The following is a 24,231-nucleotide window of genomic DNA, read 5'->3' on the forward strand; positions in this document are numbered from 1 at the left end:
CACAATGGCGTTGCGAGGAAATTCTTTTTACCACTACTTTTTATTTAGGATGAATGATGGCGGATGATGAAAGTAACGCAGGTTCGATATGGCCGCTGCCCAAGTTTCGTTTTAGTGTGGATTTTGGAACGGAGCTAACCAACATTGGCTTTCAGGAAGTCTCTGGCATGGATAAAGAAGTTCAGGTGATTGAATACCGAGCCAGCAACAATCCACTTTTTTCAACGATCAAAATGCCCGGTATTGTTAAGCATGGCAATGTCACCATGAAGCGCGGCATTTTTGTAGGCGATATGACATTCTGGAACTGGATCAACCAGATCAAGATGAATACGATTGCACGGCGCACGGTGATCATCCGCTTACTTGATGAGAACAACCAGGTCACCATGCAATGGACGCTGAGCAATGCCTGGCCGACAAAAATTACCAGCACTGATCTTAAATCAGAAGGTAATGAGGTGGCAGTGGATAGCATTGAGATTGCTTATGAGTCCTTGCAGATCACGAATCCCCACCATGTTTGATTGGTGAATAGCCGTATTTAGCTAATACGCTTCATACCCCACGGTCTGCTCCTGCAGCTTAATCCTTACTTTTTTAAAGTTCGTTAAATCCCCCATCGCTTGCCCGCCTATGCTGAGGTAATTGGTATAGCAGTACACCGCCACGGCTTTCTTGGCGTGCTTGGGGAGTGGCACATCATCTATCAACTTGGCAGGCGGAATCTGTAGGCTCACCACCTTCATCGCGTCGCCTAAGCCCGCTGTTAGTGCGGCTTTTTTTGTAAACCATTCTGGCCCGGTTTGGGGTAGCTGGCTGAGTGCAGCTTGGTCGTATACGAGCACAATGTCGATTGCGGTGGCGCTGTTCTGATTGGCATCAGTATCGGCTTGAATGCTGATGGTGCGTGAGTTAGCAAAGGGCCAATCGAGGGTCGAGCAGGCGGTGAGGGCGCAGAGGGCGGTGATGAGGAGCAGGGCGGCGAGGGTTAGTTTTTTCATGGGTGTTGGGGATGCCGGTGAGTTGTGTGGGGAGTATAGAGCGGTGGCGCGTGAATTTTGCGGTTTTTTGTTGGGTTTACGTCTTTTGTATTAGGGTTTCTACTAATCTGTCATCACCTTCTGGTAGTCTTTCGCTTAATAACGAATACATCACTACATTGAGGGAAACATGCAAGCAAATCAAACAGCGGCGGCCGATTCGGCGCATCGGATTGTCATTGTGGGCGGGGGCGCAGGGGGCTTGGAACTGGCCACGAGACTGGGTAAAAAGTTGGGCCGCAAAGGCAAAGCCCAGATTACGCTGGTGGATGCTAATCGCACGCATTTGTGGAAGCCGCTGCTGCACCAAGTGGCGGCGGGTACGTTAGATCATCATGCGGATGAGGTGGAGTACATTGCCCAAGCGCGCTGGAATTATTTTAATTTTCGGTTGGGCCGGATGGATGGCTTGAACCGCGCAGCCAAAGAAATTTACTTAGCGCCGATGCAAGATGAAGATGGCGAAATGCTGCTGCCGCGCCAGACGATTCCCTACGACACCTTGGTGTTGGCGCTGGGCAGCCAGAGTAATGACTTTGGCACGGCAGGCGTGAAAGATCATTGCATTTTGCTGGACACGGCGCAGGCTGCTGAACGCTTTCATAAAAAGCTCATCAATAACTTCCTCAAGGTACAGGCCCAGCCGCTGGGGCAGGGCAAGGGCCGGGTGACGCTGGCCATCATCGGCGGTGGCGCAACCGGCGTGGAGCTGGCGGCGGAGCTGCACATGACGGCGCGAATTATGAGTAGCTATGGCCTGAACCATGTGCATCCTGAGCAGGATTTAAAAATTGTGATTTGCGATGCCGCGCCCCGTATTTTGCCGATGTTGCCCGAGCAGTTGTCGGCCTCCGTGGCGCGGGAGTTACGCAAGCTGGATATTGATATTCACACCAATGAGAAAGTAGTCGAAGTGCGGCCCGATGGCGTGCAAATGGCCAGCGGTAAATTCATCCCCAGTGCGCTCACAGTGTGGGCGGCAGGGATTAAAGCCGCCGATTTCTTAAAAGAGATTGATGGCTTGGAAACCAATCGTGCCAATCAACTCGTGGTGTTGCCAACGCTGCAAACCACGCACGATGCCAACATCTTTGCGATGGGTGATTGCGCCGCTTGCCCGCAAGGTGAAAACCTCCCGATTGTGCCACCCCGTGCGCAATCCGCACACCAAATGGCGATGCTGTTGGCAAAATCCATCCCGCTCAAAATCCAAGGCAAAACCTTGCCTGCGTTCAAGTACCACGATTATGGCTCGCTGGTGTCTTTGGGCGAGTATTCCACAGTGGGCAGCCTGATGGGCGGCATTACGCGTGGCTCGGTGTTTATCGAGGGCCTGATGGCGAAGTGGATGTACTGGTCCTTGCATAAAAAGCATCAAGTGGCGATCAACGGCTGGTTTAGAACCTGGCTCGGCACGTGGATTGAAACGATTGGTCGTGTGAAGAACCCCAGAATTAAATTACACTAAGGGCTGTTTATCCAACACCGTCTGTGTACGGTTATTCAGCCCGTATGTTTGAATCTCGTCACCATACCCTTGCCACACGCGCCGTCTTTTTGCGGCGCGTTTTGCTATCGCTCGTGTTGGGTTTCCTGCTGGTCGTAGTATCGCTGGCGGTGGGCATGTGGGGTTACTGGCACTACGAGGGCTTAAGCTGCTTGGATGCTTACCTGAATGCCGCGATGATTTTATCGGGCATGGGGCCGCTGCATAACCCCGCGACCGTGGGTGGCAAAGCCTTTGCCGGTACCTATGCGCTGTATAGCGGGCTAGTGGTTATCTTGGTAACCGGGATTATTTTTGCGCCGGTGGTGCATCGCTTTTTTCATCATTTTCATTTAGAAGATGAAGCGGATAAACCTTGAGGGCGCTTTTAGAAATTCAGAATTTCGGGTGAAGTGCTAGAAGCCGCGCAGCGAGAGGCGAGATAGTATGCGGTATACAGTGAGACTTGAGCGAGCACGCGACAACGCAATTCGCTCGAAAAATGAATTTATAGAAGTGCCCTTAATATGAATCAAGAACAACAAGACATCATCTTCATGCGCGAAGCGCTCAATCAAGCCCATAACGCTTGGGCCTTGGGCGAGGTACCCGTGGGTGCAGTGCTGGTGCGCGACGGGCAGTTGGTGGCAACGGGGTTTAACCAGCCCATTGGTAATCACGATCCCACTGCCCATGCGGAGATTCAGGCATTACGAACTGCCGCACATTTATTAGGAAACTATCGCTTGCCGGGGTGTACCTTGTATGTCACCCTAGAACCCTGCATGATGTGTGTTGGCGCTATGTTGCATGCGCGCTTGGCGCGGGTAGTGTTTGGGGCCTATGACCCGAAAACCGGGGCAGCGGGAAGTGTCGTGAACCTGTTTGCCGAAAAGCAGCTCAATCACCAGACCGAGATCGTCGGTGGCATTTTGGCAGACGAGTGTGGGCAGGTGCTGAAAGAATTTTTTGCAGCACGTCGTACCAGCCAGGCTCGCGCAGCAGCAGGTCTTTTTACCGATCTCTCTGGGGATGGAGTGGCTAACGGATGACAGCGCCAGCGTTATGTTTTTTTTCACCATCAGGCTCGGTGCAAGATGCTGACGCCTTGCAGCGGGCGGCTTCTTTTTTGCAAGAGCAAGGTTACGCTCTTAGCTATCAACCACACACGCTAGCCCAGGCGCAGCGTTTCGCCGGTGATGACAAAGCCCGTCTCACTGACCTTCATAGTGTGTTTGAATCTCACTACGATATCGCGATTGCAACCCGCGGTGGCTATGGCCTGACGCGTTTGCTACCACAGCTGGATTTAGCTTATCTCGCTGCACAGCTTCTAGCTCGGCCCAAAAAAATAGTCGGGCACAGTGATCTGAATTTGCTGCAATTGGCGCTGTTGGCGCAAACACAAGCCGTAACGTGGTGCGGACCGATGGCTTGTTTTGATCTTGGTGCGACACCGGTCAATCCGTTTATGTGGCAGCAATTCAGCCAGGCAATGCAAACTGGGCGAGTTAATTTCTCGTTTATGCCGACATATCTGGAGGCAACACCAGTAACCTTGGCTGGCCATTATCGGGGTCGTTTATGGGGCGGGAACTTAAGTTTGTTATGCAGCTTAATCGGCACACCTTGGCTGCCAACGATAACGGACGGGATTTTATTTTTGGAAGAGGTCAATGAGCATCCCTACCGGGTTGAACGCATGCTATTGCAGCTAGCGCAAGCTGGCATATTGGCTCGTCAGCAGTTGATTTTAGTGGGCCAGGTGACAGCGTACCGATTGGCTGAGTTTGATCGAGGCTATGATTTGCCAACAGCCTTGGCGCGGGTTCAAGCAGAGGTTGCGGTACCGATTATCGCCGGCTTTCCATTTGGTCATGTGTATGAGAAAACCTGTTTGCCAATCGGGGGCATGATTGATCTCACGATTCCCCACGCTACAACGGCTGCTATTGAGGTGATGGCGACCGCCTAGCGCGTATTGAGGTGCTGGTAACAAGGCAGGATAGCAACGCGGTGCCGAGAAAACAAAAAAGCCAGTCTGCAGACTGGCTTTTTTGCGGAAACAGTATGAATTACTGTTTTGGTGCTTCAGCTGGTTTTGCATCAGCAGCAGGAGCGGCAGCAGCAGGAGCGGCAGCGTCAGCTGGTTTTGCGTCAGCAGCAGGTGCGGCTGGAGCAGCTTCAGGAGCAGCAGGCGCGGCAGCAGCAGGAGCAGCAGCTTCAGGTGCTGGTGCAGGAGCAGCAGCTTCTTCTTTTTTGCCGCAAGCAGCCAAAGCGATGGCTAACAGGGAAGCGACGAGTAGGGACTTCTTCATGTGATTTTCCTCTTTGAAAGTGTGAATGGATAATTACCGGTAATTATCAATTGCTTATTTGAGTTGTTTCAAAGACTGTCGTGAATAAATCTTGACAGGCAATGTTAGATAACTCAGCCCAAGATTATAACAAAACAAACTCCGTGCTGTCGAATTTGCCGCGCATCTTTCACGCATGTAAACCCGAATATGCCAGGAATAACGCTGTATTTAAGCCATGCTGGGATTGAATCGTGGCTTTTTTGTCCGATTATGTAACTGTTTGCTACTAAGACAGAAACTGCCGCCGGTTATGGCGCCAGTGATTCCTGCCCTTCGCCTAGCAAGAGCCAACCTGACAGATACCAATCGTGCAGCTGTGCCATGAAGTCTGGCAGCGTGAGCACGCTCACGAGCTCAGTCGGGCTAAGCGTATGCTGATTCGCCAGTCGCGTCAGCAGTTTGCGCTCTATCCCGCTGGCATAAAGGCTTTGACCATTGAAATAGATGTTATCGGCATCGTAAAGCAGGCGGCTGCGGGCACTCAGCGCTAGGCCATCTCGTTGCAGCCGTTGTTTGAATTGGCTCAGGTTGAGGGATTTGGCGGGCGCTGAAAAAAAGGTGGTGGCTTTGGGTTCGCTAAAGTATTCACCCACAAAGGCTTGAATATCTTCCGCTGTGGGCGCTGCTTTGCGTAACGCCTGGGTAAATTGTTCAACGAGCCAGCCAGGGATCCGCGCCGGTTCTGCGGTTTCGGTCAGTAAATTAGCATCATGCACCGCACCCGGAATATCCAATTGTTCGGCAAGCCAGGTATAAAACTGCTGTGCCAATTCATTAAATGCTGGCGCACGAAAACCCACTGAAAGTGTGATGCACTCGCCTTGCGCAATGCCATTATGGGCGTAGCGTGGTGGCAAATACAGCATGTCGCCAGGTTCCAGGCACCATTCATCCTCTACCGTAAAATTTTGCAGAATTTTGAGGGGTAAATTGGGTTTGAGCGTGAGGTCTTTTTGTGCGCTAATCTGCCAGCGCCGAACCCCTTCAAGCTGCAATAGAAAGACATCATAAGAATCAAAATGGGGGCCGACCCCACCGCCATCAGTGGCGTAGCTGACCATGATGTCATCCAGCCGCACATCGGGTAAAAAGCGAAACCGCCGTAATAGCGCTGCGATTGGGGGGTGATGCAAATTCATTCCCTGCACGAGCAGGGTCCACTGACGCTGTGTCAGTGGTGGCAGAGCGCTGGGCTGGGCGGTAAATTGCCATTGTTTCCCCTCGGCGACAATCAATCGGCTTTCTACCCCTTCTTGCTGACCTAAGGTCAGGAGTCGTTCCCGATCGCATTGCAACGCGGTCAACTCTGCTACTGAAAGGGCTTGCCGAATCAACAGTGGTTTTTTATGCCAGTGTTTGTAGAGAAATTGATTAATGCTAAGGCCATTTAGAAGAGGATTTCCAGCCCCCGAATCAAGCATTGCGGGCGTGCCAAGACGTTTCTTGGGGGCAGAGGTAGCAGGCTGTTTGGATTTGCTTGGCATGGCGTAAAATAGCGGCTTGTTTGGAAGAAAGCCTGTTATGAAAATTCAAAAAAATACCGTCGTCTCTTTACAGTTCAAAGTCACAGACACACAAGGTCATGTGCTCGAAGACGGTGATCAGCCCATGGTTTACCTGCATGGGGGTTATGACGAGATTTTCCCACGGATTGAGGAGCTCTTGCTGGATAAAGAAGAGGGCTATAGCGCCCAGATTCAATTAGACCCGCAAGACGCCTTTGGGGACTACGATACCGAGCTGCTGCGGGTTGAAGATCGGCAGTTGTTTCCAACCGAGCTCGAAGTAGGCATGCAGTTTGAAGGCGTGCCCAGTGATGCCGATGAAGTGGACAGCCACGTCTACACCGTGACCGATATTGCCGAAGATAAGGTGATATTAGACGGTAATCATCCCTATGCGGGTATGGCCTTACGTTTCGAGTTGCGTGTGCTCGCGGTACGAGAAGCGAGTGAGCAGGAAATTGAGCAGGGTTTCGCCAGTGACGCCAGTGGTTTAACCATTGGCACAACCACGGAAATTTATCCCGATGATGACGAAGACGAGGAGGACGAGAACGACACCTCTGCGCATAACGCTGCTCGCCAGCGCCCGCGGACGCTGCATTAATGCCGCCCTCAGCGCCAGTCGCTGAGGAAGCATGCGTCGTGTTGGCTATTCACCAAGCTGATTCAGCGCTCGCTTTAGTCGGGGGAGTTAACTGATATTTGCTTGACTTCAACCGAAAAAGGATTGCTGCGGTTAAGGTCGACATTCACTTTCACCCAGTTCAGGGCTGAGGGCGAGCCAAATACTTCTAAGCGACTGACGTGCGGCAGGCTCTTCTCTTTATTGCCGCTACCCCAATTCAGGGGTTGATTAAAGCGGTAGCGGTGGGTGTCGCCATGAATCAGCAGCACATGCCCCTGGTATTGGCTGGCGAGCTGCCATAAAAGGCGCCGTAATTCCTGATAGCCATCACGATAGAGGGCTTTGGGGTTTTCGTGGCGTTCAAAAAAAGGATTCGCCTGAAACGCGATAACGATGGCCGGCAGTTGCCGTTGCTGGGCTTGGGCAAATGCTCGTTGCAGCCAATATTCATTGGCTAACAAGCGTTCTTCGAATTCGCCATTGCGCCCGGCCTCTTTACGGTAATTATTATTGCTGCCGGGGATATTCAGACCAACAAACAAGACCCCATGCATTTCCCAGCGTACGTTTTCGCGATACTGACGAAATTTGGCGATCTCGCTCTGGCGTTGCAACCGGAATGGGGCCCCCCCGAGCGTCATCTCATCGGGATAAAACCACTCACGCAAGCGCTCAAGCCGTTCCTGCGGCGCAAAAGGCGGGTTCGATTTGAGTTCACAGTCAGTCCATTCATTATCACCGGGCAGATAAACCAGCGCATGTCGGGTTGTGGTTAACAAGGCCTTACGCTGCAAGATCAACGCATCACTACAAGGTTCGCTGCTGCTTTTTAAGTCGCCGACATGCAAGACAAACTGCAATTCTTCCTGATCGATTTCTCGTAACACTTCTCGTGTCCAATGCGCATCGCGCGGGCCATAAGGCACATCGCCCAGGGCGGCAAAGCTGAAACGCTTGGGTGTCGCTCTTTCCTCGGCACCCACTTGGGTCAGCCAGCCGAGAAAGCAGAGGGTGAGGCAAACGGCAAAACGAATCATGCTAGTAATTTTCGGAGTTCATACAGCGCATCCAGCGCCTGCTTGGGGCTAAGTTCATCCAAGCGCAAATCGGCTAATTGAGTGAGGACGGGATGTTCGCCTGCTGGTGCCGCTTGTGCAGCGGCCGCAGTGTTAAATAAATCAAACTGTGGCGTTTGGACCTGCGCTTGCGCCAGTTGTTCCAGCTCGGCTAGCTTTTGCCGCGCTTGGCGGATCACCGAGCCGGGCACCCCCGCCAGTTTGGCCACCTGTAAACCATAGCTTTGGCTGGCCGCACCCGCCTGCACGCTATGCAAAAACACAATGCTGTCGCCATGCTCGACGGCGGCGAGATGCACATTGGCAAGCTGCGAATAACGCTCAGCCAGTTGCGTCAGTTCAAAATAATGCGTGGCAAAGAGGGTCAGGCTACGGTTGGTTTCTACCAACCGTCGCGCAATCGCCCAAGCCAGCGCTAAGCCATCAAAGGTCGAGGTGCCGCGCCCGATTTCATCCATGAGGACCAAACTATTCGGGGTGGCGCTATTCAAAATCAGTGCCGCTTCGGTCATTTCCACCATAAACGTCGAGCGCCCGCCGGCTAAATCGTCGGCCGCGCCAATGCGGGTAAAGATGCGGTCGAGCGGGCCAATCTGCGCCCGCTGGGCCGGTACAAAACAGCCGACGTAAGCAAGCAGCGCAATCAGCGCCGTTTGCCGCATGTAGGTGGATTTACCGCCCATGTTCGGGCCGGTAATCAGCAGCATTTGCCGCGTGGGGTTGAGCACGCAATCGTTGGCAATAAAGTTTTCGATTTGCGGTTCGACCACCGGGTGGCGGCCCGCTTCAATCTGTAAACCCAGTTGTGGGCTGAGCTGGGGCTGCACCCAGTTGTAGCGCGCTGCCCGTTCGGCAAAGGCGCACAGCACATCCAGCTCGGCAATACAGTGGGCGAGCTGCTGGAGGGCGCCGATGTGCGGCTGGAGTTGTTCCAGCACTTGCTCAAACAGGTATTTTTCCCGCGCTAGCGCCCGGTCTTGTGCCGATAACGCTTTGTCTTCAAAGGTTTTTAGCTCGGGCGTGATGTAGCGCTCGGCATTTTTCAGCGTTTGGCGGCGGCGGTAATCCTCCGGCACTTTATCGGCTTGGCCATTGGTGACTTCAATGTAAAAGCCATGCACCTTATTAAATTCCACCCGCAAATTGGCGATGCCGGTGCGGGTGCGTTCGCGGGTTTCGAGGTCCAGCAAAAACTCGCCGCAGTTAGTTTGAATCGCCCGCAGTTCGTCTAGCTCCGCATCAAAGCCAGTTGCGATCACGCCGCCATCACGCAGATTGGTGCTGGGTTCCGGGGCAATCGCCGCTTGCAGGAGCGCCAGCGTCGCGGGGGGCGCATGCAGATGGGTCATGAACGGTTGCAGGCTTTCTAGCGGCTGCCCACTGTTTTCGTAGTGGGCTTGGCGCGTGGCCAGAATCTGTTGCAGGTCGGGCAGGGCGTGCAGCGAATCGCGCAAGCCCGACAAGTCACGCGGACGCGCTTGGCGCAAGGCAATGCGCGTGGCAATCCGCTCAATATCGGCTTGCTGGCGTAGTTCGCTGCGTAGCGGCTCATACAGTGGTCCGAGCGCTTGTGGTGTATCCAAGAGCTCGGCCACGGCGGCATGCCGTTGCTGTGGCACGCTTTGCTGGCGCGGCGGATGATGCAACCAATGCCGCAGGCGGCGGCTGCCCATGTGGGTGGCGCAGACATCCAGCAGCGAATACAGGGTAGGGGACTCGGTGCCGCGCAGGGTTTCGGTGATTTCTAAGTTGCGGCGCGTGGCCGGGTCGAGCGTAATGAAGGCGCTTTCGTCTTCCACCACCACACCCTGCACATGGCTCAGCGCTTGCCCCTGCATCTCCTGCGCATAGCGCAGCAGGGCGGCAGTGGCGGCCACGGCGGTGGGCAGGGCATCCAACCCCAAACCTTGTAAATTTTGCACGGCGAAGTGGCGCGCCACTTGCTCGTTCGCCGCAGGCTGGGCATAGTGCCACACCGGTAGGCGCACACAGCGCAGGGTCGCCGGCAACGCTTGGCTGATGCGCGCCGCCAACCCATCCGGCACCAATACTTCAGCGAGGTTGAGGCGGGCGAGTTGCGTGGGCAGGCTCTCCAAGCCACATTCCAGCACATGCAAAGCCCCGCTGGCGACGTTTAACCAGGCCAAACCCAGTTGCGTGGGTTGCTCAGCGTGAGGACACAAAGCGAGCAAGAGACTGTCGGATTTTTCAGGCAGCAGATTGCTATCGGTGAGCGTACCCGGCGTGACAATCCGCACCACTTTACGCTCTACCGGGCCTTTACTGGTGGCGGGGTCGCCAATTTGCTCGCAAATCGCCACCGATTCACCTTGCTTAATCAGCTTGGCGAGGTATTGCTCCATCGAATGAAACGGCACCCCGGCCATTTTGATCGGCTGGCCCGCGCTTTGCCCGCGCGTAGTCAGCGTAATGCCGAGCAGGCGCGCGGCGCGTTCGGCATCTTCAAAAAACAGCTCGTAAAAATCCCCCATGCGATAAAACACCAACGTATTCGGGTGTTCGCGCTGCACCTGATCTTTGATGCGCAGGTACTGCTGCATCATGGGCGTATGCGTGGCGGTGTTTTTATCGGCAGTACTCATGCAAATCAGGGTCGGTAAAGAAAGCTAGCCGCGTATGATAGCAAGCCAGCTTGCCGCTATTGGCTGGATCTGCCTTTAGAATGTGAGAAATAGGAAATAGACGGAACGAGGAAATAGCAATGTCCGAACTCACTCACTTCGATGCTCAAGGCCAAGCTCACATGGTGAATGTGGGGCAAAAAAACAGCACAGCGCGCCGCGCGATTGCGGGCGGACGCATCAGCATGCTACCAAACACGCTGGCCTTGATTGAGGCCGGGCAACATGCCAAAGGCGATGTGCTGGGTATTGCGCGGATTGCGGGCATTATGGCGGCCAAGCGTACCAGCGAGCTGATTCCGCTGTGCCATCCCATCCCGTTAACCCATGTCGCCGTTGAGTTTGCGCTGGAAGCCAGTGCCGTGACGGTACGGGCGACTGCCGAAACCGTCGGCCAAACTGGCGTGGAAATGGAAGCCCTTACCGCTGTACAGATCGCGTTGCTGACGATTTACGATATGTGCAAAGCCGTGGATAAGGGCATGGTGATGAGCGAGATTCAATTGCTGGAAAAGTACGGGGGCAAATCTGGGCATTGGGTCGCCCCGTCATGCTAGAAGCCCAGCAGCAGGCTGCGGCGTATCAGGCTGCCCTAGATTTGCAGTGGTTGCTGACCAGCCCCTGTTTATTAAACCCAGCACATTCAGCCTGGCAGTCGGTGTGCCTCACCCCTGCGGCAATCAGCCAATTAGCAAGCCAGCATGCGGTCGATTTATTTGCTTGGTTGGACGCACAGTTACGTGCCCCGACCGTGTTGTGGCAATGGTTGCAGTCAGATTGGCAGCGTTCAGCGCATGCACGCTCACTTGATAACGCCATGCCGTGGCCAGCCCCCCGCCTCGGGCGTTACGCGGAGGCGCTGTTTGCCTATTTTTTGATAGAGGGCTTGGGCTTGCGGGTTGGGCGTAACCTGCCTTTGCGCGAGCCGGCTGGGAAAACGCTGGGCGAACTGGATCTTGTCTGGAGCTCACCGCCCACCCCTGAGGCGCCCACCCCCAACAGCGTGCAGCATACAGAGCTGGCGGTAAAGTTTTATGTGTATCGATCATCGGCAGTCGCTCCAAGCCCAGATTTTATTGGCCCGCGTGGCCAAGATCGTTTGCGTTATAAGTTACAGCGCTTAAAACAGCAATTGGGGTGGAGCACCACCCCGATTGGGCAAGCGGCGATTGAGGGTTGGATGGCGTCGGCTGCGCTACCGTTGACGTCGTTATCAATGCAACCCGCCCAGCTCAGGCTGCCGGGCCGGCTGTTCTATCCCTGGGGCCAGCAAGCCCCAGATGTAAGCCCGGCCTGGCAAAGCCTGCTCAATCCGGTGCATCTGCGTGGTTTTTGGTATGTCTTACCGATGGCCCCCAACACTTCCTTCCACCCCGCTCCTTGGCATGCGACGTCGGTGGCTCGCTGTCCGATCTTAGCTGACTACCCTGACCTGCGCTGGGCCGTGTTAAGCCGAGCCCATTGGTTTGCCTCGATAGATCAGGCTCAGCCCGCCCATGCGGAACTGCTGACCTATGACGGTGAGGCCATTGAGGCGGCGTTGCGCGCGGCGGCTTCTCAGGAATATCGGGGCCATGCGCAACCCGCTGAGGTGGTGTTGCTGGTCGCCGCCCTCGCTCAGGGGCGGGAAGTGCAGCGGGGCATTGTCTTTCTGTCGCACGCTTGACTTGCCCTACGGGTTTGTTTTTAATTTATTTTGTCTAAGACAAAATAATGGTTTTACCGCTAGAATAGGATTATTGAGTTTTAATTTCCTTCTTCTATTCAGCGTATGCGCAAGAAAATTATTGTGATTGGTGCCGGTCTGGCTGGCGCGGTCTGTGCCCAGACTTTGCACGCCGCAGGCCACCAAGTAGTGGTGCTGGAAAAGGCGCGTGGTGTGGGCGGCCGCATGAGCACTCGCCGCATTTCCACTGAATTAAGCGGTTTAGGCTTGGTGCCCGTGACCTTTGATCATGGCGCTCAGTATTTTCGGGCGCGCCACCCGGAGTTTCAGCGTCGGGTGGCATTGGCGCAGCAGCAGGGTTTGGTGGCCCCATGGGCCGCCAGGCATGGCAAGGTAGAAGGGGCGGGGAACCTCGAACCGCTCACGCCCGACAATACAGAACCCGCAGCGCGCTGGGTCGCGGTGCCCGATATGCCAAACTGGATTCGTAGTTTGCTCAACCCGATGACGGTGCGGGTGAATACCCGTGCGGCGGCACTGACTATGGAGCGAAGTGCGGCAGGCGAACTTAGCTGGACGGTGCAAGATGAGCAGGGGGCTACCCTGGAGACGGCGGATGCCGTGGTGCTGGCGATGCCACCCGCACAAGCCGCTGTCTTGTGCGCCCCGTATCAACCCACATGGGCAAACCATCTTACCCAATGGCCGATGGACCCGTGCTGGACCTGGATGGCCCTGACGGATGAAATCAAAATCGCGCCCAGTGACATTCACCGCAAAGGCTGGGCTAGCGTCGATAGCGTGCAGCTGTTGGATCATCCTCTGGCGTGGGTGGCCCGTAATCACCACAAACCCAGTCGGCAATTGGCAAAGGGTAAAGAAGCGTGGGTCGTGCAAGCCAGCCCAGCGTGGACCACGGCCCACCTTGATCTCCCCGCCGCAGAGGCCGCCAGCGCCATGCAGGGATTGTGGCGTGATTTACTTGGCCCAGCGGCACGTGAGGTAACTGTCCATTATCAAGCCGCACATCGCTGGCTGTATGCGCGGGCCGGCTTGCCTGCTGCGGCGCTACCGGCTGAGTTACAGCAAGCAGCGTGGGTGGATGAAAAGCTAGGCTTGGCTTGTTGCGGCGATTATCTGGGCTATGCCCATCTAGCGTTACACGCGCAGCCTGAAGCGCCACCTGCTGCGTTAGCTCGGGGCAGTCGCATCGAAGATGCCTGGTGGAGTGGCTGGCAATGTGCGCAGCAATATTTAGCGGCCTGGGGGCAAGCCTAGGCCTATGTCCGCCCACATCAGTGCGCCTCCCTCGTCGGTATCGCTGCCCGCTGCCATCGCTCAGCTGCCGAGTGATTGGGTCTGGCAAATCGTCTGGTTCAAGCGTGATTTGCGGGTGGTGGATCATGCCCCGCTGTATCACGCCAGTCGCGCTGGCCCGGTGCTCGCCCTGTATGTGTTTGAGCCGAGCTTACAAACCGCCCCCGACTATGCGGATCAGCATGGGCAGTTTGCTTACGAGTGTTTGCAAGATTTACAGCCCGCGCTGCACGCCTTGAATATTCCCCTGTGGGTGGTGCGCGCTGAGGTATTGCCAGTGCTGCAAACTCTGTATACACACTGGCCACAGCTAGCCCTGCACAGCCACGAAGAAACGGGCAATGGCCTGACGTTTGAGCGTGATCGTGCGGTGGCTCGCTGGTGTCGTGATGTCGGCGTGACCTGGCACGAATATCCGCAGCATGGCGTGGTGCGTCGATTAGCTGCCCAGGGCGGTCGGGCGCAATGGACGGCACACTGGCAAGCACGCATGACCGCTGCGTCTTGGCCCACCCCGCAAATACAGCAAGGGCGTGCAGTTGCCAAACAACTACTACTGCCCAGCCGCAGCGCACTTGGTTTGGACCCAAAAGAAGGGAACCCGCTACGTCAGCGCGGTGGCCGTGAGCAGGGTTGGGCACGCTTTAATGCGTTTCTCGCCGATCACGTCCGTGAGTATCGGTATGGCCTCTCCAGCCCACGCACGGCACCGCGTGCTTGTTCGCGCCTGAGTCCGTATTTGGCCTACGGTGCCCTCTCCATGCGCGAAGTCCTGCAAGCTGGGTGGGAATGTCAGGCACAGTTACGCAGTATGCCCAATAGCCCTGACAGCAAGGCCCGGCTGGCGGGCTTGCGCGCGTTTGAAAGCCGCTTGCACTGGCACTGCCATTTCATGCAAAAGCTCGAATCCGAACCCGCGATTGAACACCGCAATATGCATCCCGATTGGGTGGGCGTGCGCGAAGACCATCTCCGGCCTGATTGGCAAGCCGCATGGGCAGAAGGGGCGACAGGTTACCCTTTGATTGATGCGTGCATGCAGATGCTACGGCAAACGGGCTGGCTGAATTTTCGGATGCGCGCGATGCTGATTAGCTTTTGTAGTTATCAGCTTTGGCAACCTTGGCAAGCGCCCGCCTGGCATCTCGCCCGCTGTTTTTTGGATTACGAACCGGGCATTCATTACCCGCAAATTCAAATGCAATCCGGTGTCACCGGCATCAACGCCGTGCGCATGTATAACCCGATTAAACAGGCGCAAGACCATGATCCTGACGGGTATTTTGTGAAGCGCTGGTTGCCCGTTCTGCGCCGTGTGCCTGCACCGTATATGTTTCAGCCTTGGCTGATGCCCTCGGCCTTACAAGATAAATTAGGCGTGCGGATTGGTCGAGATTATCCCGCGCCGCTGGTTGACCTGACCCAAGCCACCCGGCTGGCACGCGCGCGTTACAGCGCATGGCGTGAACAGGTGCAACGCAGTCATAGCCTGGCGGTGCTGGAAAAACACGGCAGCCGCGCCGGACGCTGGACCCCGCAGCAACGGCGTCCTGATCACCCTTTGGACGATGCGCCACGTCGGCGTGCTTCTCGCGCAAGCTCCGCATCCCTATCTTCAGAACAACTGAGTTTTGATTGGCAGGAGCCAATACCATGAACACTTCCATGAGTGCCCCTAGCCATTTTGCCATCCCGGAACCGACGCGGCCAACGGGGGTGGCTTGCCGAAACTTGGTGGTGGTAACGGGCGACCAATTGAATCTCGATAGCGCCTTGTGGGAAGGCTTTGATCCCCAGCAAGATGTAGTGGTGCTAGCGGAAGTCCCCGCCGAAGCCACCGAGGTTTGGAGCCACCGCGCCCGTATTGCCGTGTTTCTCAGTGCGATGCGGCACTTTGCGCTGACACTCGCCGCGCGGGGCTGGCCGGTTTGGTACTTGGCGCTCGGTCGCCATGCGTATCCCGATTTGACGAGTGTCTGGACGGCGGCCTTGGCCCGGTATCAGCCGCAGCAGGTGCGCGCACTCAGCATGGGGGATTGGCGCGTCGAGCAGACCTTGATTCATACCTGTGCGGCGCAGGGCGTGGCGGTACAGTGGCTGGAGGATGATCATTTCCTGTGTTCGCGGGCGGATTTTGCGCGCTGGGCCAAGGGTAAACGCCAGTGGTTGATGGAGGGCTTTTACCGCGAGATGCGCAAACGCACGGGTTACTTGATGCTAGGTAATCAGCCGATTGGTGGTGCTTGGAATTTTGATGCAGAAAATCGCCAAGCCTTTGGTAAACAAGGCCCCGGTTTGCGTCCACCGCTGCCGGTGTTTACGCCAGATGCGATTACCCAGGAGGTGTTAGCGCTGGTTGCTCGTGAGTTTCCGCAGCACCCCGGATCACTGGACCATTTCAATTGGCCAGTGACGCCCGCCCAGGCGGCGCTGGCACTGGATGATTTTATTCAACATCGCTTGGTTGATTTTGGTCGTTATCAAGATGCGATGTGGACGGATGAGCCGTTTCTGTATCACTCGCTACTCGCGGTGCCGCTCAACCTCAAGCTGTTATCCCCCAAGCAAGTGCTGGATGCCGCACAAGCCGCGTATGAACGAGGCGTGGCGGATTTGGCAGCCACCGAGGGCTTTATCCGGCAAATATTGGGCTGGCGCGAATTCATTCGAGGGGTGTATTGGCAAAGTATGCCCGCGCTGGACGAGGCGAATCATTTTGATCATCAGCATCCCTTGCCGGATTGGTACTGGACCGGCCAAACCCAGATGCAGTGCCTGCGCCAGAGTATTGGGCAAACCCTGCAACACGGTTATGCGCATCACATTCAGCGTTTGATGGTGACGGGCAATTTTGCGCTACTCGCCGGGATTTTGCCGAGTGCCGTCAGCGCGTGGTACCGCGCAGTGTATGTGGATGCGGTGGCATGGGTAGAAATGCCGAATACGCTGGGCATGGCGCTGTATGCCAATGGCGGGCGCTTTACGACCAAGCCCTACATTGCCAGTGGCGCGTACATCAAGCGCATGAGTAATTATTGCGGCGGCTGTCGTTATCGGCCTGAACAAAAGACCGGGCCGCAGGCTTGTCCGTTCACCACGTTTTACTGGGATTTTTTAAACCGCCACCAAAGCCGTTTGCAGGGCAACCCGCGCATGGGCCTGATGCTGAAAAATTTAGAACGCTTGAGCGCCGCTGAACGCGCCGAGATCACGGCGTGCGCCGCCGATTACCGCGCCCGGCTGAATGAACTGTAAGTCACTTGAGAGCAAAAAGGAAATCATGATGCAAAGTATTTTAATCACAGGCGCGACTGGCGCGATTGGCAGTGCCCTGGCGCAACAAGTTTTACAGCAAGCCACTGCGCCCATTCATCTGCATCTCGTTGCACGGCAAGCCGAGCCGTTAGCCGCGCTTAGCGTGCAGTTAGCGGCGGTACAGCCCGCCGCGCACATCGCCACCTACAGTGCCGACCTAACACAGGAGAGTGCGGTACAGTCGCTGTTCGACACGCTGGCCGCCAGTGCAGCGCCACCCACGGCACTCGCGCACTGTGTGGGCAGCACGGTCATCAAGCCCTTGCACTTAACGGCCTTGGCCGATTTCATGGCGCAATATGAGCAAAATACGGTATCGGCTTTTTTAGTGCTGAAGGCGTTTGTGGCACAGCGGCTCAAAGCCAAACAAGGCGGCAGCGCGGCCTTGGTCAGTTCAGTCGTGGCGCATGCGGGTTTTGCTAACCATGAGGCCGTGGCGGCAGCCAAGGCGGGCGTGGCGGCTTTAGTGCAATCGGCGGCGGCTACCTATGCGGATCGCGGCATACGCGTCAATGCCGTCTCGCCTGCGCTGACCCGTTCCAACCTCACGGCGCGTTTTATTGCTACGCCCGAAGCCGAGGCCCGCTCAGCGAGTATGATTCCCCTCGGACGCATTGGCGAACCGGCAGACATTGCCGCGCTGCTCGCATTTTTACTGAGCGACCACAGCGCGTTTATCACCGGGCAAGTGATTCCGGTTGACGGCGGGCAAGCCCAGCTAAAACCTCTGCCAAAAATGACCGTTAGTAAATAACACTGAGAAATAACACTCAATAAATAACACTGAACAAATGACCTCTTCGCAATCGACAACGAGCAATCCCTATCCCCGCAGTCTGTTCTGGTTTCGCCGTGACCTGCGCCATACCGACAACGCGGGGCTGTATCGAGCGCTCACACAAAGCGCGCAAGTGCATTGCGTGTTTGTGTTTGATAAAACCATTTTGGATGCGCTGCCAAACAAGGCAGATCGCCGCGTGGAATTTATTTGGGAAAGCGTGCGTGAGCTGCAAACTGCGTTGCGTGAGGCAGGGGGCGATTTAATCGTGCTGCATGCGCATGCCGAGCAAGCCATTCCAGCGCTGGCCGCCAGCCTCGACGTGCAAGCCGTGTTTACGAATGAAGACTATGAGCCAAGTGCGCTAGTGCGTGATGACAGTGTGGCAACCGCACTGGCCGCGCAGGGCAGGGCGTTTCATGCGTTTAAAGACCATGCGATTTTTGCGGCCGATGAAGTCATGAGTAAAACCGGGCAGCCGTATTCGGTGTTTACGCCCTACAAAAATGCCTGGCTACGTAAGCTGAATGAACACGGCTCAGACTTTTATGTGCGCGCCTATCCCTGTGAGAACTATTGGCACAAGCTGGCTGCACCGACTAAGGGATTGGCGCAGACAGACGATTTACCTAGCTTAGAGGCCATGGGTTTCGCCAGAACCAATTTGCTGTCGATCCCGATTCCCACTGGCATGCGCGGTGCACTGCAAGTCTTTGATGAATTTATGCCGCGCATGGATCGGTATTTTGATCAGCGTAATTTCCCCGCGGTACGCGGGGTGTCGTACCTGTCGGTCCATAATCGTTTCGGCACTATCAGCCCGCGCTACTTGGCGCGCTTGGCGTGGCAACGTAATACCCATGGGGCGTCCGGTTGGTTAAATGAGCTGGTGTGGCGCGACTTTTATTTTCATATTCTCACGCACTATCCGCATGTGGTGGGCCATGCGTTTAAGCGCAAATATGAAAACTTGGCTTGGGAAAACGACGCCGAAAAATTTGCCGCTTGGTGTGAAGCGCGTACCGGTTACCCAATCGTAGATGCCGCCATGCAGCAGATTTTGCAAACTGGCTTCATGCACAATCGCCTCCGCATGATTGTGGCGAGCTTCCTCACCAAACATTTACTGATTGACTGGCGCTGGGGCGAACGCTTTTTTGCCGAGCATTTGAACGACTTTGATTTGGCCGCCAACAATGGGGGCTGGCAGTGGGCGGCTTCGACGGGCTGCGATGCGCAGCCGTATTTCCGTATTTTTAATCCGGTCATGCAATCTGAAAAATTTGATGCCGAGGGTAAATTTATTCGGCGCTATTTACCTGCACTGGAAAAGGTACCCAGCAAATTTATTCATGCACCGTGGACCATGCCGTCGCTGGAACAAAAGCTGGCGGGCTGTGTGATTGGCACCGATTATCCGGCACCGATTGTGGAGCATGCGGTGGCTAGGGAAAAGGCGTTGGCATTGTTTAAAGTGCTGGGTTAAACGCTTAAAAACAAAAAGGGTAGCTGAGCTACCCTTTTTGTTTGTAATCTGATTCATGCCGACTCAGATATTTTTATCCGCCGGAATCTGCCCCGCATTCTTTTCTAGCAGCTGCACTAACTGCCCGAAAATTTTAGGCGTGCCGGCCAGCACGTTACCGTGTTCTAGGTAGCCACTGTTGCCAGAGAAATCGCCAATCAACCCGCCTGATTCTTGCACCAGCAAACTACCTGCGGCGATATCCCAGGGCATGAGGCCGATCTCAAAGAAGCCGTCAAAGCGACCACAAGCAACATAGGCTAAATCCAGCGCGGCGGCGCCAGGGCGGCGAATGCCTGCCGAATTAGCAGTAATCGTGCGGAACATGTCGAGGTAGAGGTCGAGCGTATCTAAATCGCGGAAGGGGAAGCCCGTACCGATCAAGGCTTCATTCATGCGGGTGCGGTTAGAGACGCGGATGCGTTTGTTATTTAGATAGGCCCCCGCGCCTTTGCTGGCGGTAAAGAGTTCATCGCGGCTGGGATCGTAGACAACGGCTTGAGTCAGTTGCCCCCGGTGCTGTAGTCCAATGGAGATGCAATATTGTGGGAAACCATGAATGAAATTGGTGGTGCCATCGAGCGGGTCGATGATCCAGACATATTCTGAATCGGCTTGTCCGGAGCGGCTTTGACCAGACTCCTCTGCTAAAATCGCATGGTTTGGATAAGCTTGTAGCAGGGTGTCGATAATCGCAGCTTCAGCCGCTTGATCAACTTCTGTCACGAAGTCATTTTGTTGTTTGCGACTGACCTTGACGAGATCAATGTCCAGACTGGCGCGGTTAATAATTTTGCCAGCAAGGCGCGCGGCTTTGACCGCAGTGTTAAGCATCGGGTGCATGATAGAGACTCAGCGTGTGTAAAAGAAGCGAGGTGCTTGCCATGATAAACCGCAGGAAACCTGAGGAATCGCTACGGGCAAACACGAAAAACGTGATTTTACCGCAAGCTGGCCAATTCGCCCAGCTTTCTGCGCCGGCTTCATGCGCATTGGGCCGGTCTTTCCTGAATATTTCCCTGATTGGGGTCGAAGGTAATGAGTGATTTTTTGCAGGATGATGGGGCACCAGACGGCAATGCCAATATGTACCCTCAGGCATTAGCAGTGACCGCAAATGGGCAGACGGGCATGGCTTGTTTAGCGCGGATTCGTTTGGTCTTGGTGGAAACCAGTCATCCCGGTAATGTGGGCGCGGTTGCCCGTGCGGCAAAAAATATGGGTCTTAGCCAAGTAGTGTTAGTTCAGCCGCGTTATGCCGATGTTTGTCAGCAAGCTGAGGCGATTGCGTTTGCCAGCGGCGCCACGGATGTTTTGGAAAAAATGCGTTGTCTGCCGTCTCTGGCAGAAGCGTTGGCGGATTGCGATTATGCGGTTGCATTGTCTGCCCGCCCGCGTGATTTGAGCCCTGCATTGGCAACGCCACGCGCGGTTGCCGAACAGGCGATTCAGCATTTGCAGGCACAGCCACAGGCTACCGTTGCCTTAGTTTTTGGGAGTGAACGCTATGGCTTGTCAAATGAACAAGTGATGCAGTGTCAGCGCTATTGCATGATTCCAACTGACGCGGCATACAGTTCGCTCAATTTGGCACAGGCTGTGCAGATTCTGACGTATGAGTGTCGTCTTGCCGCACAGCAACTCGTCCCTGCTGAACAGGCTACTGATGCGCAAGCGCGCTACGCGAGCCTGGCGCAGATGGAACAGTTTTATGCGCATCTTGAGGCGGCGCTGATTGCGGTTCGATTTTTAAACCCCGCTCACCCCAAAAAACTAATGCCGCGTTTACGCCGGTTGTTTGGGCGGCTCCAACCTGAGCTGGAAGAATGGCAGTTATTGCGGGGCCTATGTACGGCGATGTTGGCGCAGTCTAACTCAACCGCGCTGACAACAGCCGAGGCGAATGGGGAGTCTCACAGCGATGGATAAGCTTAAACCGCAGCCGCTTATGTTACCCCTCGCCTGGATGCGTGGTGGCACCAGTAAAGGCCTATTCTTATTGCAAGAAGCGCTGGCCGCCTGTGCGCCCCACCCAGCCGAGCGCGACCGCTTGTTGGCTCAGTTGCTTGGATCACCAGACCCTTATGGCAAGCAGATTAATGGCTTGGGGGGAGGCTATTCAAGCACCAGCAAGGTGATGTTACTGGCGCGTAGCCAGCAAGCCGATTGCGATATTGATTATTGGTTTGGACAAGTCGATGTGGTGAGTGGGCGCATTGATTGGTCAGGTAATTGCGGCAACCTAACCGCAGCGATTGGGCCTTTTGCGCTGTTTAACCAAATGGTCACCGTGCAGCATGACCTATACAGCCAGGCTGCCAGCAGACAATGCGTGCGTTTGTATTGCGTGAATACAGCGCAACGGATTGATGCACAGGTGGCCCTACGCGATGGCCAAGTGCATTGGCAGGGGGTGGTGGGTGAAGATGGGGTCGCCCAGCTCCCCGTGCTGACGGCGGCGGGACATGATCCCACGCAGGGGGTTGCGGGGGTCGAGGTGATGCTAGATTTTCTGCAGCCCGCCGCGGAGGCGCCGCTATTACCAACTGGGCGCGCTTGTGATGAATTGAGTGTGCCCGAACTTGGTAAATTACCCGTCACTTTGCTGCAAGCGGGCAATCCTATGGTCTTTGTCAGAGCAGAGAAATTCGGCCTCAAAGGCAAAGAAATGCCGGAAGAGCTAGCCAAGCAAGGCAAACTACTCGCCAAACTCGAACAAGTTCGTGCGCTCGCTGCAGTCAAAATGGGCTTGGCAGAAACAGCCAGCGAAGCAAGTCGAGTGCGACCTGCAACCCCGAAACTTTGCTTGGTGGCCCCACCGGTAACGTACCGTAGCAGCGCAGGTAATGAGATTAGCCGCGAGAGTGTCGATATACTGGCACGCATGCTCTCTATGGGCAAGCCCCATCATGCAATCGCGGGAACAGCGTCGATTGCGCTGGCGGTGGCGGCAGCCTTGCCTGGCACGGTGGTGTCGGACGTCGCGCGTACGTTGCCAGGTTTGGCAACTCGCATTGGCCACCCCTCTGGTATTACGCCGGTAGAAGCCGAGGTGTTGCAAGAAGCGGGACAGTGGGTGGCAAAACGGGTGCGCTTGGCACGCAGTGCGCGACTCTTGATGAGTGGACAAACTTTGGTGATGTGATGCGAATTTTAATTAGTAACGATGATGGGTATTTATCTCCGGGCATAGAGGCTCTGGCCAACGCCATGCGAGATTTTGGCGAGGTAACGGTGGTGGCGCCGGACCGGGACCGTAGCGGGGCGTCTAACTCACTGACCTTAGACCGGCCTTTAACGGTACGCACCGCAGCGAACGGCTTTATCTATATCAATGGCACCCCGACCGATTGTGTGCATGTGGCGCTAACGGGGTTGTTGGATAGCTTGCCAGACATTGTGGTATCAGGAATTAACCTGGGCTCGAACATGGGCGATGACACGATCTATTCCGGCACAGTCGCCGCGGCGACGGAAGGCTATCTCTTTGGCTTGCCGAGCTTTGCGATTTCGCTCACCGGGCATCGAGGCCAGCATATTCAAACGGCGGCGGCGGTCGCGCATGAGGTTGTTTCGCGTTACTTGAGTCAGGCTGAAAACGATAAACAGGCGGTGTTGAAACCACCGTTTTTATTGAATGTGAATGTGCCTGATGTGCCGCTAGCCGCGTTGACAGGCTGGGAAATCACCCGCCTGGGCAAACGCCATCACGCCGAGCCCGTGGTTAAAACGACGAACCCACGCGGTGACACGATCTATTGGGTCGGGCCGGCAGGGAGCGCCCGCGATGCGGGGGAGGGGACTGATTTTCATGCGATTTTGCAGCAGCGGGTGTCGATTACGCCCTTGCAAATGGATTTGACCCGGAATGAGTTGATTCCACGTTTGCAGACTTGGCTAACGGCTGATCCGTCACAAGCCTGATCACATGAAAAAAACCTCGCGTTCCCCTCACAGTGCTCGTGCAACACCCGCTAAACCAGCGGCCCTAGCTGGGGTGACCCCACGCTATGGAGTCGCCCAGCGCGTTGCCACTGAGCCCCTCAATAAAGGGGCTGGCCGTGTGGTTTCCGGTCATCGCAGCCCGGTGCAACCCGCGCCCTTGCAAGCGACAAATAAGCCGATAGGTTCCACCAGGCAGTCGGCTGTCAGGGAAAATCGTGAGGTGGCTACACCTTCACCGGGCCGGACGGTTGCGGCTTCAGCCATGCTACGGGTAGATGTTGGGATTGCATCGGAGCGAGCGCGCCAGCAGATGGTGCAACGGTTACAACAGCAGGGTATCCGCGATCCGCAAGTCCTGCAGGCCATGTTACAGGTGCCGCGCCATCACTTTGTCGAAGAGGGCTTGGCCAGCCGAGCCTATGAAGATACAGCCCTGCCGATTGGCCATGCGCAGACGATTTCTCAGCCCTACATCGTGGCCCGCATGATCGAATATCTGCGTGCCGGCCAAGGAATCGAAAAAGTGCTGGAAATTGGCACCGGCTGCGGCTATCAGGCGGCAGTATTAGGCGGCGTGTTTACTGAGGTGTATTCAATTGAGCGGATTCGGGCTTTGCATGATTTGGCACGACAAAATTTACGCCCGCTACGCTTACCGAATGTCAGACTTTCATTTGGGGATGGTATGCTTGGCTTACCGCAAGCAGCCCCCTTCGATGGCTTGATTTTGGCCGCAGCAGGCATGGCGCTCCCTGCGCCGTTGCTGGCGCAAATTCGTCCTGGTGGCCGTATTTTGGCGCCAGTGCAGCATGCGGATGGTAAACAATATTTATGGTTATACGAACAGCCCCGACCGGGTGAGTGGGTACAACAGCAATTGGAAGCTGTACGCTTTGTGCCTCTATTGCATGGGGTTCTGTAACCTGATGTGGGAAAATGGGAGTACTG

At 55.6% G+C, this 24,231-nt stretch carries 23 protein-coding genes; 17 read left to right on the forward strand and 6 right to left on the reverse strand.

Going from position 1 to position 24,231, the window contains the following annotated elements:
• The first annotated feature begins 56 nt into the window (after positions 1–56).
• Positions 57–527, forward strand: a complete 471-nt coding sequence (locus tag DU000_RS01995) for a phage tail protein (protein ID WP_114402064.1) — start codon at positions 57–59, stop codon at positions 525–527.
• Between the two features lie 21 nt (positions 528–548).
• On the opposite strand, the gene DU000_RS02000 is transcribed toward DU000_RS01995, so the two are convergent.
• Complete coding sequence (locus tag DU000_RS02000) at positions 549–1,004, reverse strand: hypothetical protein (protein WP_114401672.1); 456 nt, start codon at positions 1,002–1,004, stop codon at positions 549–551.
• A 169-nt stretch (positions 1,005–1,173) separates the two neighbouring features.
• Between DU000_RS02000 and DU000_RS02005 the strand changes: the two genes are divergently transcribed.
• The 4 genes from DU000_RS02005 to DU000_RS02020 all read left to right on the forward strand — a co-directional run bounded on the left by DU000_RS02005 (position 1,174) and on the right by DU000_RS02020 (position 4,504).
• Positions 1,174–2,511 (forward strand): NAD(P)/FAD-dependent oxidoreductase, encoded by a 1,338-nt coding sequence (locus DU000_RS02005; RefSeq protein WP_114401673.1) that lies wholly within the window; start codon positions 1,174–1,176, stop codon positions 2,509–2,511.
• Positions 2,512–2,555: 44 nt separating this feature from the next.
• On the forward strand, positions 2,556–2,909 hold the full coding sequence (locus DU000_RS02010; protein WP_114401674.1) for a hypothetical protein: 354 nt from the start codon (positions 2,556–2,558) through the stop codon (positions 2,907–2,909).
• A gap of 147 nt (positions 2,910–3,056) precedes the next feature.
• Positions 3,057–3,581: a tRNA adenosine(34) deaminase TadA gene (gene tadA / locus DU000_RS02015; protein ID WP_114401675.1), complete on the forward strand. Its 525-nt coding sequence runs from the start codon at positions 3,057–3,059 to the stop codon at positions 3,579–3,581.
• Complete coding sequence (locus tag DU000_RS02020) at positions 3,578–4,504, forward strand: LD-carboxypeptidase (protein ID WP_114401676.1); 927 nt, start codon at positions 3,578–3,580, stop codon at positions 4,502–4,504. The genes tadA and DU000_RS02020 overlap by 4 nt, the downstream gene beginning before the upstream one ends.
• A 100-nt stretch (positions 4,505–4,604) precedes the next feature.
• Here the strand turns inward: DU000_RS02020 and DU000_RS02025 are convergent, their stop codons facing one another.
• Both DU000_RS02025 and DU000_RS02030 read right to left on the reverse strand, forming a co-directional pair.
• Complete coding sequence (locus DU000_RS02025; RefSeq protein WP_114401677.1) at positions 4,605–4,847, reverse strand: hypothetical protein; 243 nt, start codon at positions 4,845–4,847, stop codon at positions 4,605–4,607.
• Between the two features lie 290 nt (positions 4,848–5,137).
• On the reverse strand, positions 5,138–6,373 hold the full coding sequence (locus DU000_RS02030) for a JmjC domain-containing protein (protein ID WP_114401678.1): 1,236 nt from the start codon (positions 6,371–6,373) through the stop codon (positions 5,138–5,140).
• A gap of 37 nt (positions 6,374–6,410) precedes the next feature.
• On the opposite strand from DU000_RS02030, the gene DU000_RS02035 reads away from it, so the two are divergent.
• On the forward strand, positions 6,411–6,998 hold the full coding sequence (locus DU000_RS02035; protein ID WP_114401679.1) for an FKBP-type peptidyl-prolyl cis-trans isomerase: 588 nt from the start codon (positions 6,411–6,413) through the stop codon (positions 6,996–6,998).
• Between the two features lie 74 nt (positions 6,999–7,072).
• Here DU000_RS02035 and DU000_RS02040 read toward each other — a convergent pair whose 3' ends face one another.
• Positions 7,073–8,056, reverse strand: a complete 984-nt coding sequence (locus tag DU000_RS02040; protein ID WP_114401680.1) for a hypothetical protein — start codon at positions 8,054–8,056, stop codon at positions 7,073–7,075.
• Positions 8,053–10,698: a DNA mismatch repair protein MutS gene (gene mutS / locus DU000_RS02045; protein ID WP_114401681.1), complete on the reverse strand. Its 2,646-nt coding sequence runs from the start codon at positions 10,696–10,698 to the stop codon at positions 8,053–8,055. Before mutS ends, DU000_RS02040 begins: the two co-directional genes overlap by 4 nt.
• 119 nt (positions 10,699–10,817) lie before the next feature.
• Here mutS and moaC point away from each other — a divergent pair, with 119 nt between their 5' ends.
• The 7 genes from moaC (at position 10,818) to DU000_RS02080 (ending at position 19,299) form a co-directional block, all read left to right on the forward strand.
• Positions 10,818–11,294 carry a cyclic pyranopterin monophosphate synthase MoaC gene (moaC, locus tag DU000_RS02050; protein ID WP_114401682.1) on the forward strand — a complete coding sequence of 159 codons (477 nt, stop codon included), beginning with the start codon at positions 10,818–10,820 and terminating at the stop codon, positions 11,292–11,294.
• Positions 11,288–12,403: a DUF1853 family protein gene (locus DU000_RS02055; RefSeq protein ID WP_114401683.1), complete on the forward strand. Its 1,116-nt coding sequence runs from the start codon at positions 11,288–11,290 to the stop codon at positions 12,401–12,403. Before moaC ends, DU000_RS02055 begins: the two co-directional genes overlap by 7 nt.
• A gap of 105 nt (positions 12,404–12,508) precedes the next feature.
• The gene (locus DU000_RS02060) at positions 12,509–13,681 is read left to right on the forward strand and encodes an NAD(P)/FAD-dependent oxidoreductase (protein WP_114401684.1); all 1,173 of its coding nucleotides are present in this window, start codon (positions 12,509–12,511) and stop codon (positions 13,679–13,681) included.
• A gap of 4 nt (positions 13,682–13,685) precedes the next feature.
• Positions 13,686–15,377, forward strand: a complete 1,692-nt coding sequence (locus DU000_RS02065) for a cryptochrome/deoxyribodipyrimidine photo-lyase family protein (protein WP_114401685.1) — start codon at positions 13,686–13,688, stop codon at positions 15,375–15,377.
• Entirely contained in the window at positions 15,374–16,975 is a 1,602-nt protein-coding gene (locus DU000_RS02070; protein ID WP_240001756.1) for a cryptochrome/photolyase family protein, read from the forward strand. Before DU000_RS02065 ends, DU000_RS02070 begins: the two co-directional genes overlap by 4 nt.
• Before the next feature lie 28 nt (positions 16,976–17,003).
• Positions 17,004–17,789, forward strand: coding sequence for an SDR family NAD(P)-dependent oxidoreductase (locus tag DU000_RS02075; protein WP_205073998.1), 786 nt, complete (start codon positions 17,004–17,006; stop codon positions 17,787–17,789).
• Between the two features lie 37 nt (positions 17,790–17,826).
• Positions 17,827–19,299 carry a cryptochrome/photolyase family protein gene (locus tag DU000_RS02080; RefSeq protein ID WP_114401687.1) on the forward strand — a complete coding sequence of 491 codons (1,473 nt, stop codon included), beginning with the start codon at positions 17,827–17,829 and terminating at the stop codon, positions 19,297–19,299.
• A gap of 63 nt (positions 19,300–19,362) precedes the next feature.
• Here DU000_RS02080 and DU000_RS02085 read toward each other — a convergent pair whose 3' ends face one another.
• Positions 19,363–20,181: an inositol monophosphatase family protein gene (locus DU000_RS02085; protein ID WP_114401688.1), complete on the reverse strand. Its 819-nt coding sequence runs from the start codon at positions 20,179–20,181 to the stop codon at positions 19,363–19,365.
• A gap of 195 nt (positions 20,182–20,376) precedes the next feature.
• On the opposite strand from DU000_RS02085, the gene DU000_RS02090 reads away from it, so the two are divergent.
• Genes DU000_RS02090 through DU000_RS02105 form a run of 4 tightly spaced genes read left to right on the forward strand, consistent with a single transcriptional unit; the run spans position 20,377 to position 24,205 of the window.
• Positions 20,377–21,267, forward strand: a complete 891-nt coding sequence (locus tag DU000_RS02090) for an RNA methyltransferase (protein ID WP_240001757.1) — start codon at positions 20,377–20,379, stop codon at positions 21,265–21,267.
• Entirely contained in the window at positions 21,260–22,483 is a 1,224-nt protein-coding gene (locus tag DU000_RS02095; protein WP_205073999.1) for a PrpF domain-containing protein, read from the forward strand. Before DU000_RS02090 ends, DU000_RS02095 begins: the two co-directional genes overlap by 8 nt.
• Positions 22,483–23,262, forward strand: coding sequence for a 5'/3'-nucleotidase SurE (gene surE / locus DU000_RS02100; RefSeq protein ID WP_114401689.1), 780 nt, complete (start codon positions 22,483–22,485; stop codon positions 23,260–23,262). The genes DU000_RS02095 and surE overlap by 1 nt, the downstream gene beginning before the upstream one ends.
• A gap of 4 nt (positions 23,263–23,266) precedes the next feature.
• Positions 23,267–24,205 (forward strand): protein-L-isoaspartate(D-aspartate) O-methyltransferase, encoded by a 939-nt coding sequence (locus DU000_RS02105; protein WP_114401690.1) that lies wholly within the window; start codon positions 23,267–23,269, stop codon positions 24,203–24,205.
• Positions 24,206–24,231: the final 26 nt, after the last annotated feature.

The sequence above is a fragment of the Parvibium lacunae genome, from assembly GCF_003335215.1.
Taxonomy (GTDB): domain Bacteria; phylum Pseudomonadota; class Gammaproteobacteria; order Burkholderiales; family Burkholderiaceae_D; genus Parvibium; species Parvibium lacunae.

Excerpts from the sequence above, each read along its gene's own strand:
- DU000_RS01995 (WP_114402064.1), top strand. The coding sequence starts at position 57 with ATGGCGGATGATGAAAGTAACGCAGGTTCGATATGGCCGCTGCCCAAG.
- DU000_RS02000 (WP_114401672.1), bottom strand. The coding sequence starts at position 1,004 with ATGAAAAAACTAACCCTCGCCGCCCTGCTCCTCATCACCGCCCTCTGC.
- DU000_RS02005 (WP_114401673.1), top strand. The coding sequence starts at position 1,174 with ATGCAAGCAAATCAAACAGCGGCGGCCGATTCGGCGCATCGGATTGTC.
- DU000_RS02010 (WP_114401674.1), top strand. The coding sequence starts at position 2,556 with ATGTTTGAATCTCGTCACCATACCCTTGCCACACGCGCCGTCTTTTTG.
- tadA (WP_114401675.1), top strand. The coding sequence starts at position 3,057 with ATGAATCAAGAACAACAAGACATCATCTTCATGCGCGAAGCGCTCAAT.
- DU000_RS02020 (WP_114401676.1), top strand. The coding sequence starts at position 3,578 with ATGACAGCGCCAGCGTTATGTTTTTTTTCACCATCAGGCTCGGTGCAA.
- DU000_RS02025 (WP_114401677.1), bottom strand. The coding sequence starts at position 4,847 with ATGAAGAAGTCCCTACTCGTCGCTTCCCTGTTAGCCATCGCTTTGGCT.
- DU000_RS02030 (WP_114401678.1), bottom strand. The coding sequence starts at position 6,373 with ATGCCAAGCAAATCCAAACAGCCTGCTACCTCTGCCCCCAAGAAACGT.
- DU000_RS02035 (WP_114401679.1), top strand. The coding sequence starts at position 6,411 with ATGAAAATTCAAAAAAATACCGTCGTCTCTTTACAGTTCAAAGTCACA.
- DU000_RS02040 (WP_114401680.1), bottom strand. The coding sequence starts at position 8,056 with ATGATTCGTTTTGCCGTTTGCCTCACCCTCTGCTTTCTCGGCTGGCTG.
- mutS (WP_114401681.1), bottom strand. The coding sequence starts at position 10,698 with ATGAGTACTGCCGATAAAAACACCGCCACGCATACGCCCATGATGCAG.
- moaC (WP_114401682.1), top strand. The coding sequence starts at position 10,818 with ATGTCCGAACTCACTCACTTCGATGCTCAAGGCCAAGCTCACATGGTG.
- DU000_RS02055 (WP_114401683.1), top strand. The coding sequence starts at position 11,288 with ATGCTAGAAGCCCAGCAGCAGGCTGCGGCGTATCAGGCTGCCCTAGAT.
- DU000_RS02060 (WP_114401684.1), top strand. The coding sequence starts at position 12,509 with ATGCGCAAGAAAATTATTGTGATTGGTGCCGGTCTGGCTGGCGCGGTC.
- DU000_RS02065 (WP_114401685.1), top strand. The coding sequence starts at position 13,686 with ATGTCCGCCCACATCAGTGCGCCTCCCTCGTCGGTATCGCTGCCCGCT.
- DU000_RS02070 (WP_240001756.1), top strand. The coding sequence starts at position 15,374 with ATGAACACTTCCATGAGTGCCCCTAGCCATTTTGCCATCCCGGAACCG.
- DU000_RS02075 (WP_205073998.1), top strand. The coding sequence starts at position 17,004 with ATGCAAAGTATTTTAATCACAGGCGCGACTGGCGCGATTGGCAGTGCC.
- DU000_RS02080 (WP_114401687.1), top strand. The coding sequence starts at position 17,827 with ATGACCTCTTCGCAATCGACAACGAGCAATCCCTATCCCCGCAGTCTG.
- DU000_RS02085 (WP_114401688.1), bottom strand. The coding sequence starts at position 20,181 with ATGCACCCGATGCTTAACACTGCGGTCAAAGCCGCGCGCCTTGCTGGC.
- DU000_RS02090 (WP_240001757.1), top strand. The coding sequence starts at position 20,377 with ATGAGTGATTTTTTGCAGGATGATGGGGCACCAGACGGCAATGCCAAT.
- DU000_RS02095 (WP_205073999.1), top strand. The coding sequence starts at position 21,260 with ATGGATAAGCTTAAACCGCAGCCGCTTATGTTACCCCTCGCCTGGATG.
- surE (WP_114401689.1), top strand. The coding sequence starts at position 22,483 with ATGCGAATTTTAATTAGTAACGATGATGGGTATTTATCTCCGGGCATA.
- DU000_RS02105 (WP_114401690.1), top strand. The coding sequence starts at position 23,267 with ATGAAAAAAACCTCGCGTTCCCCTCACAGTGCTCGTGCAACACCCGCT.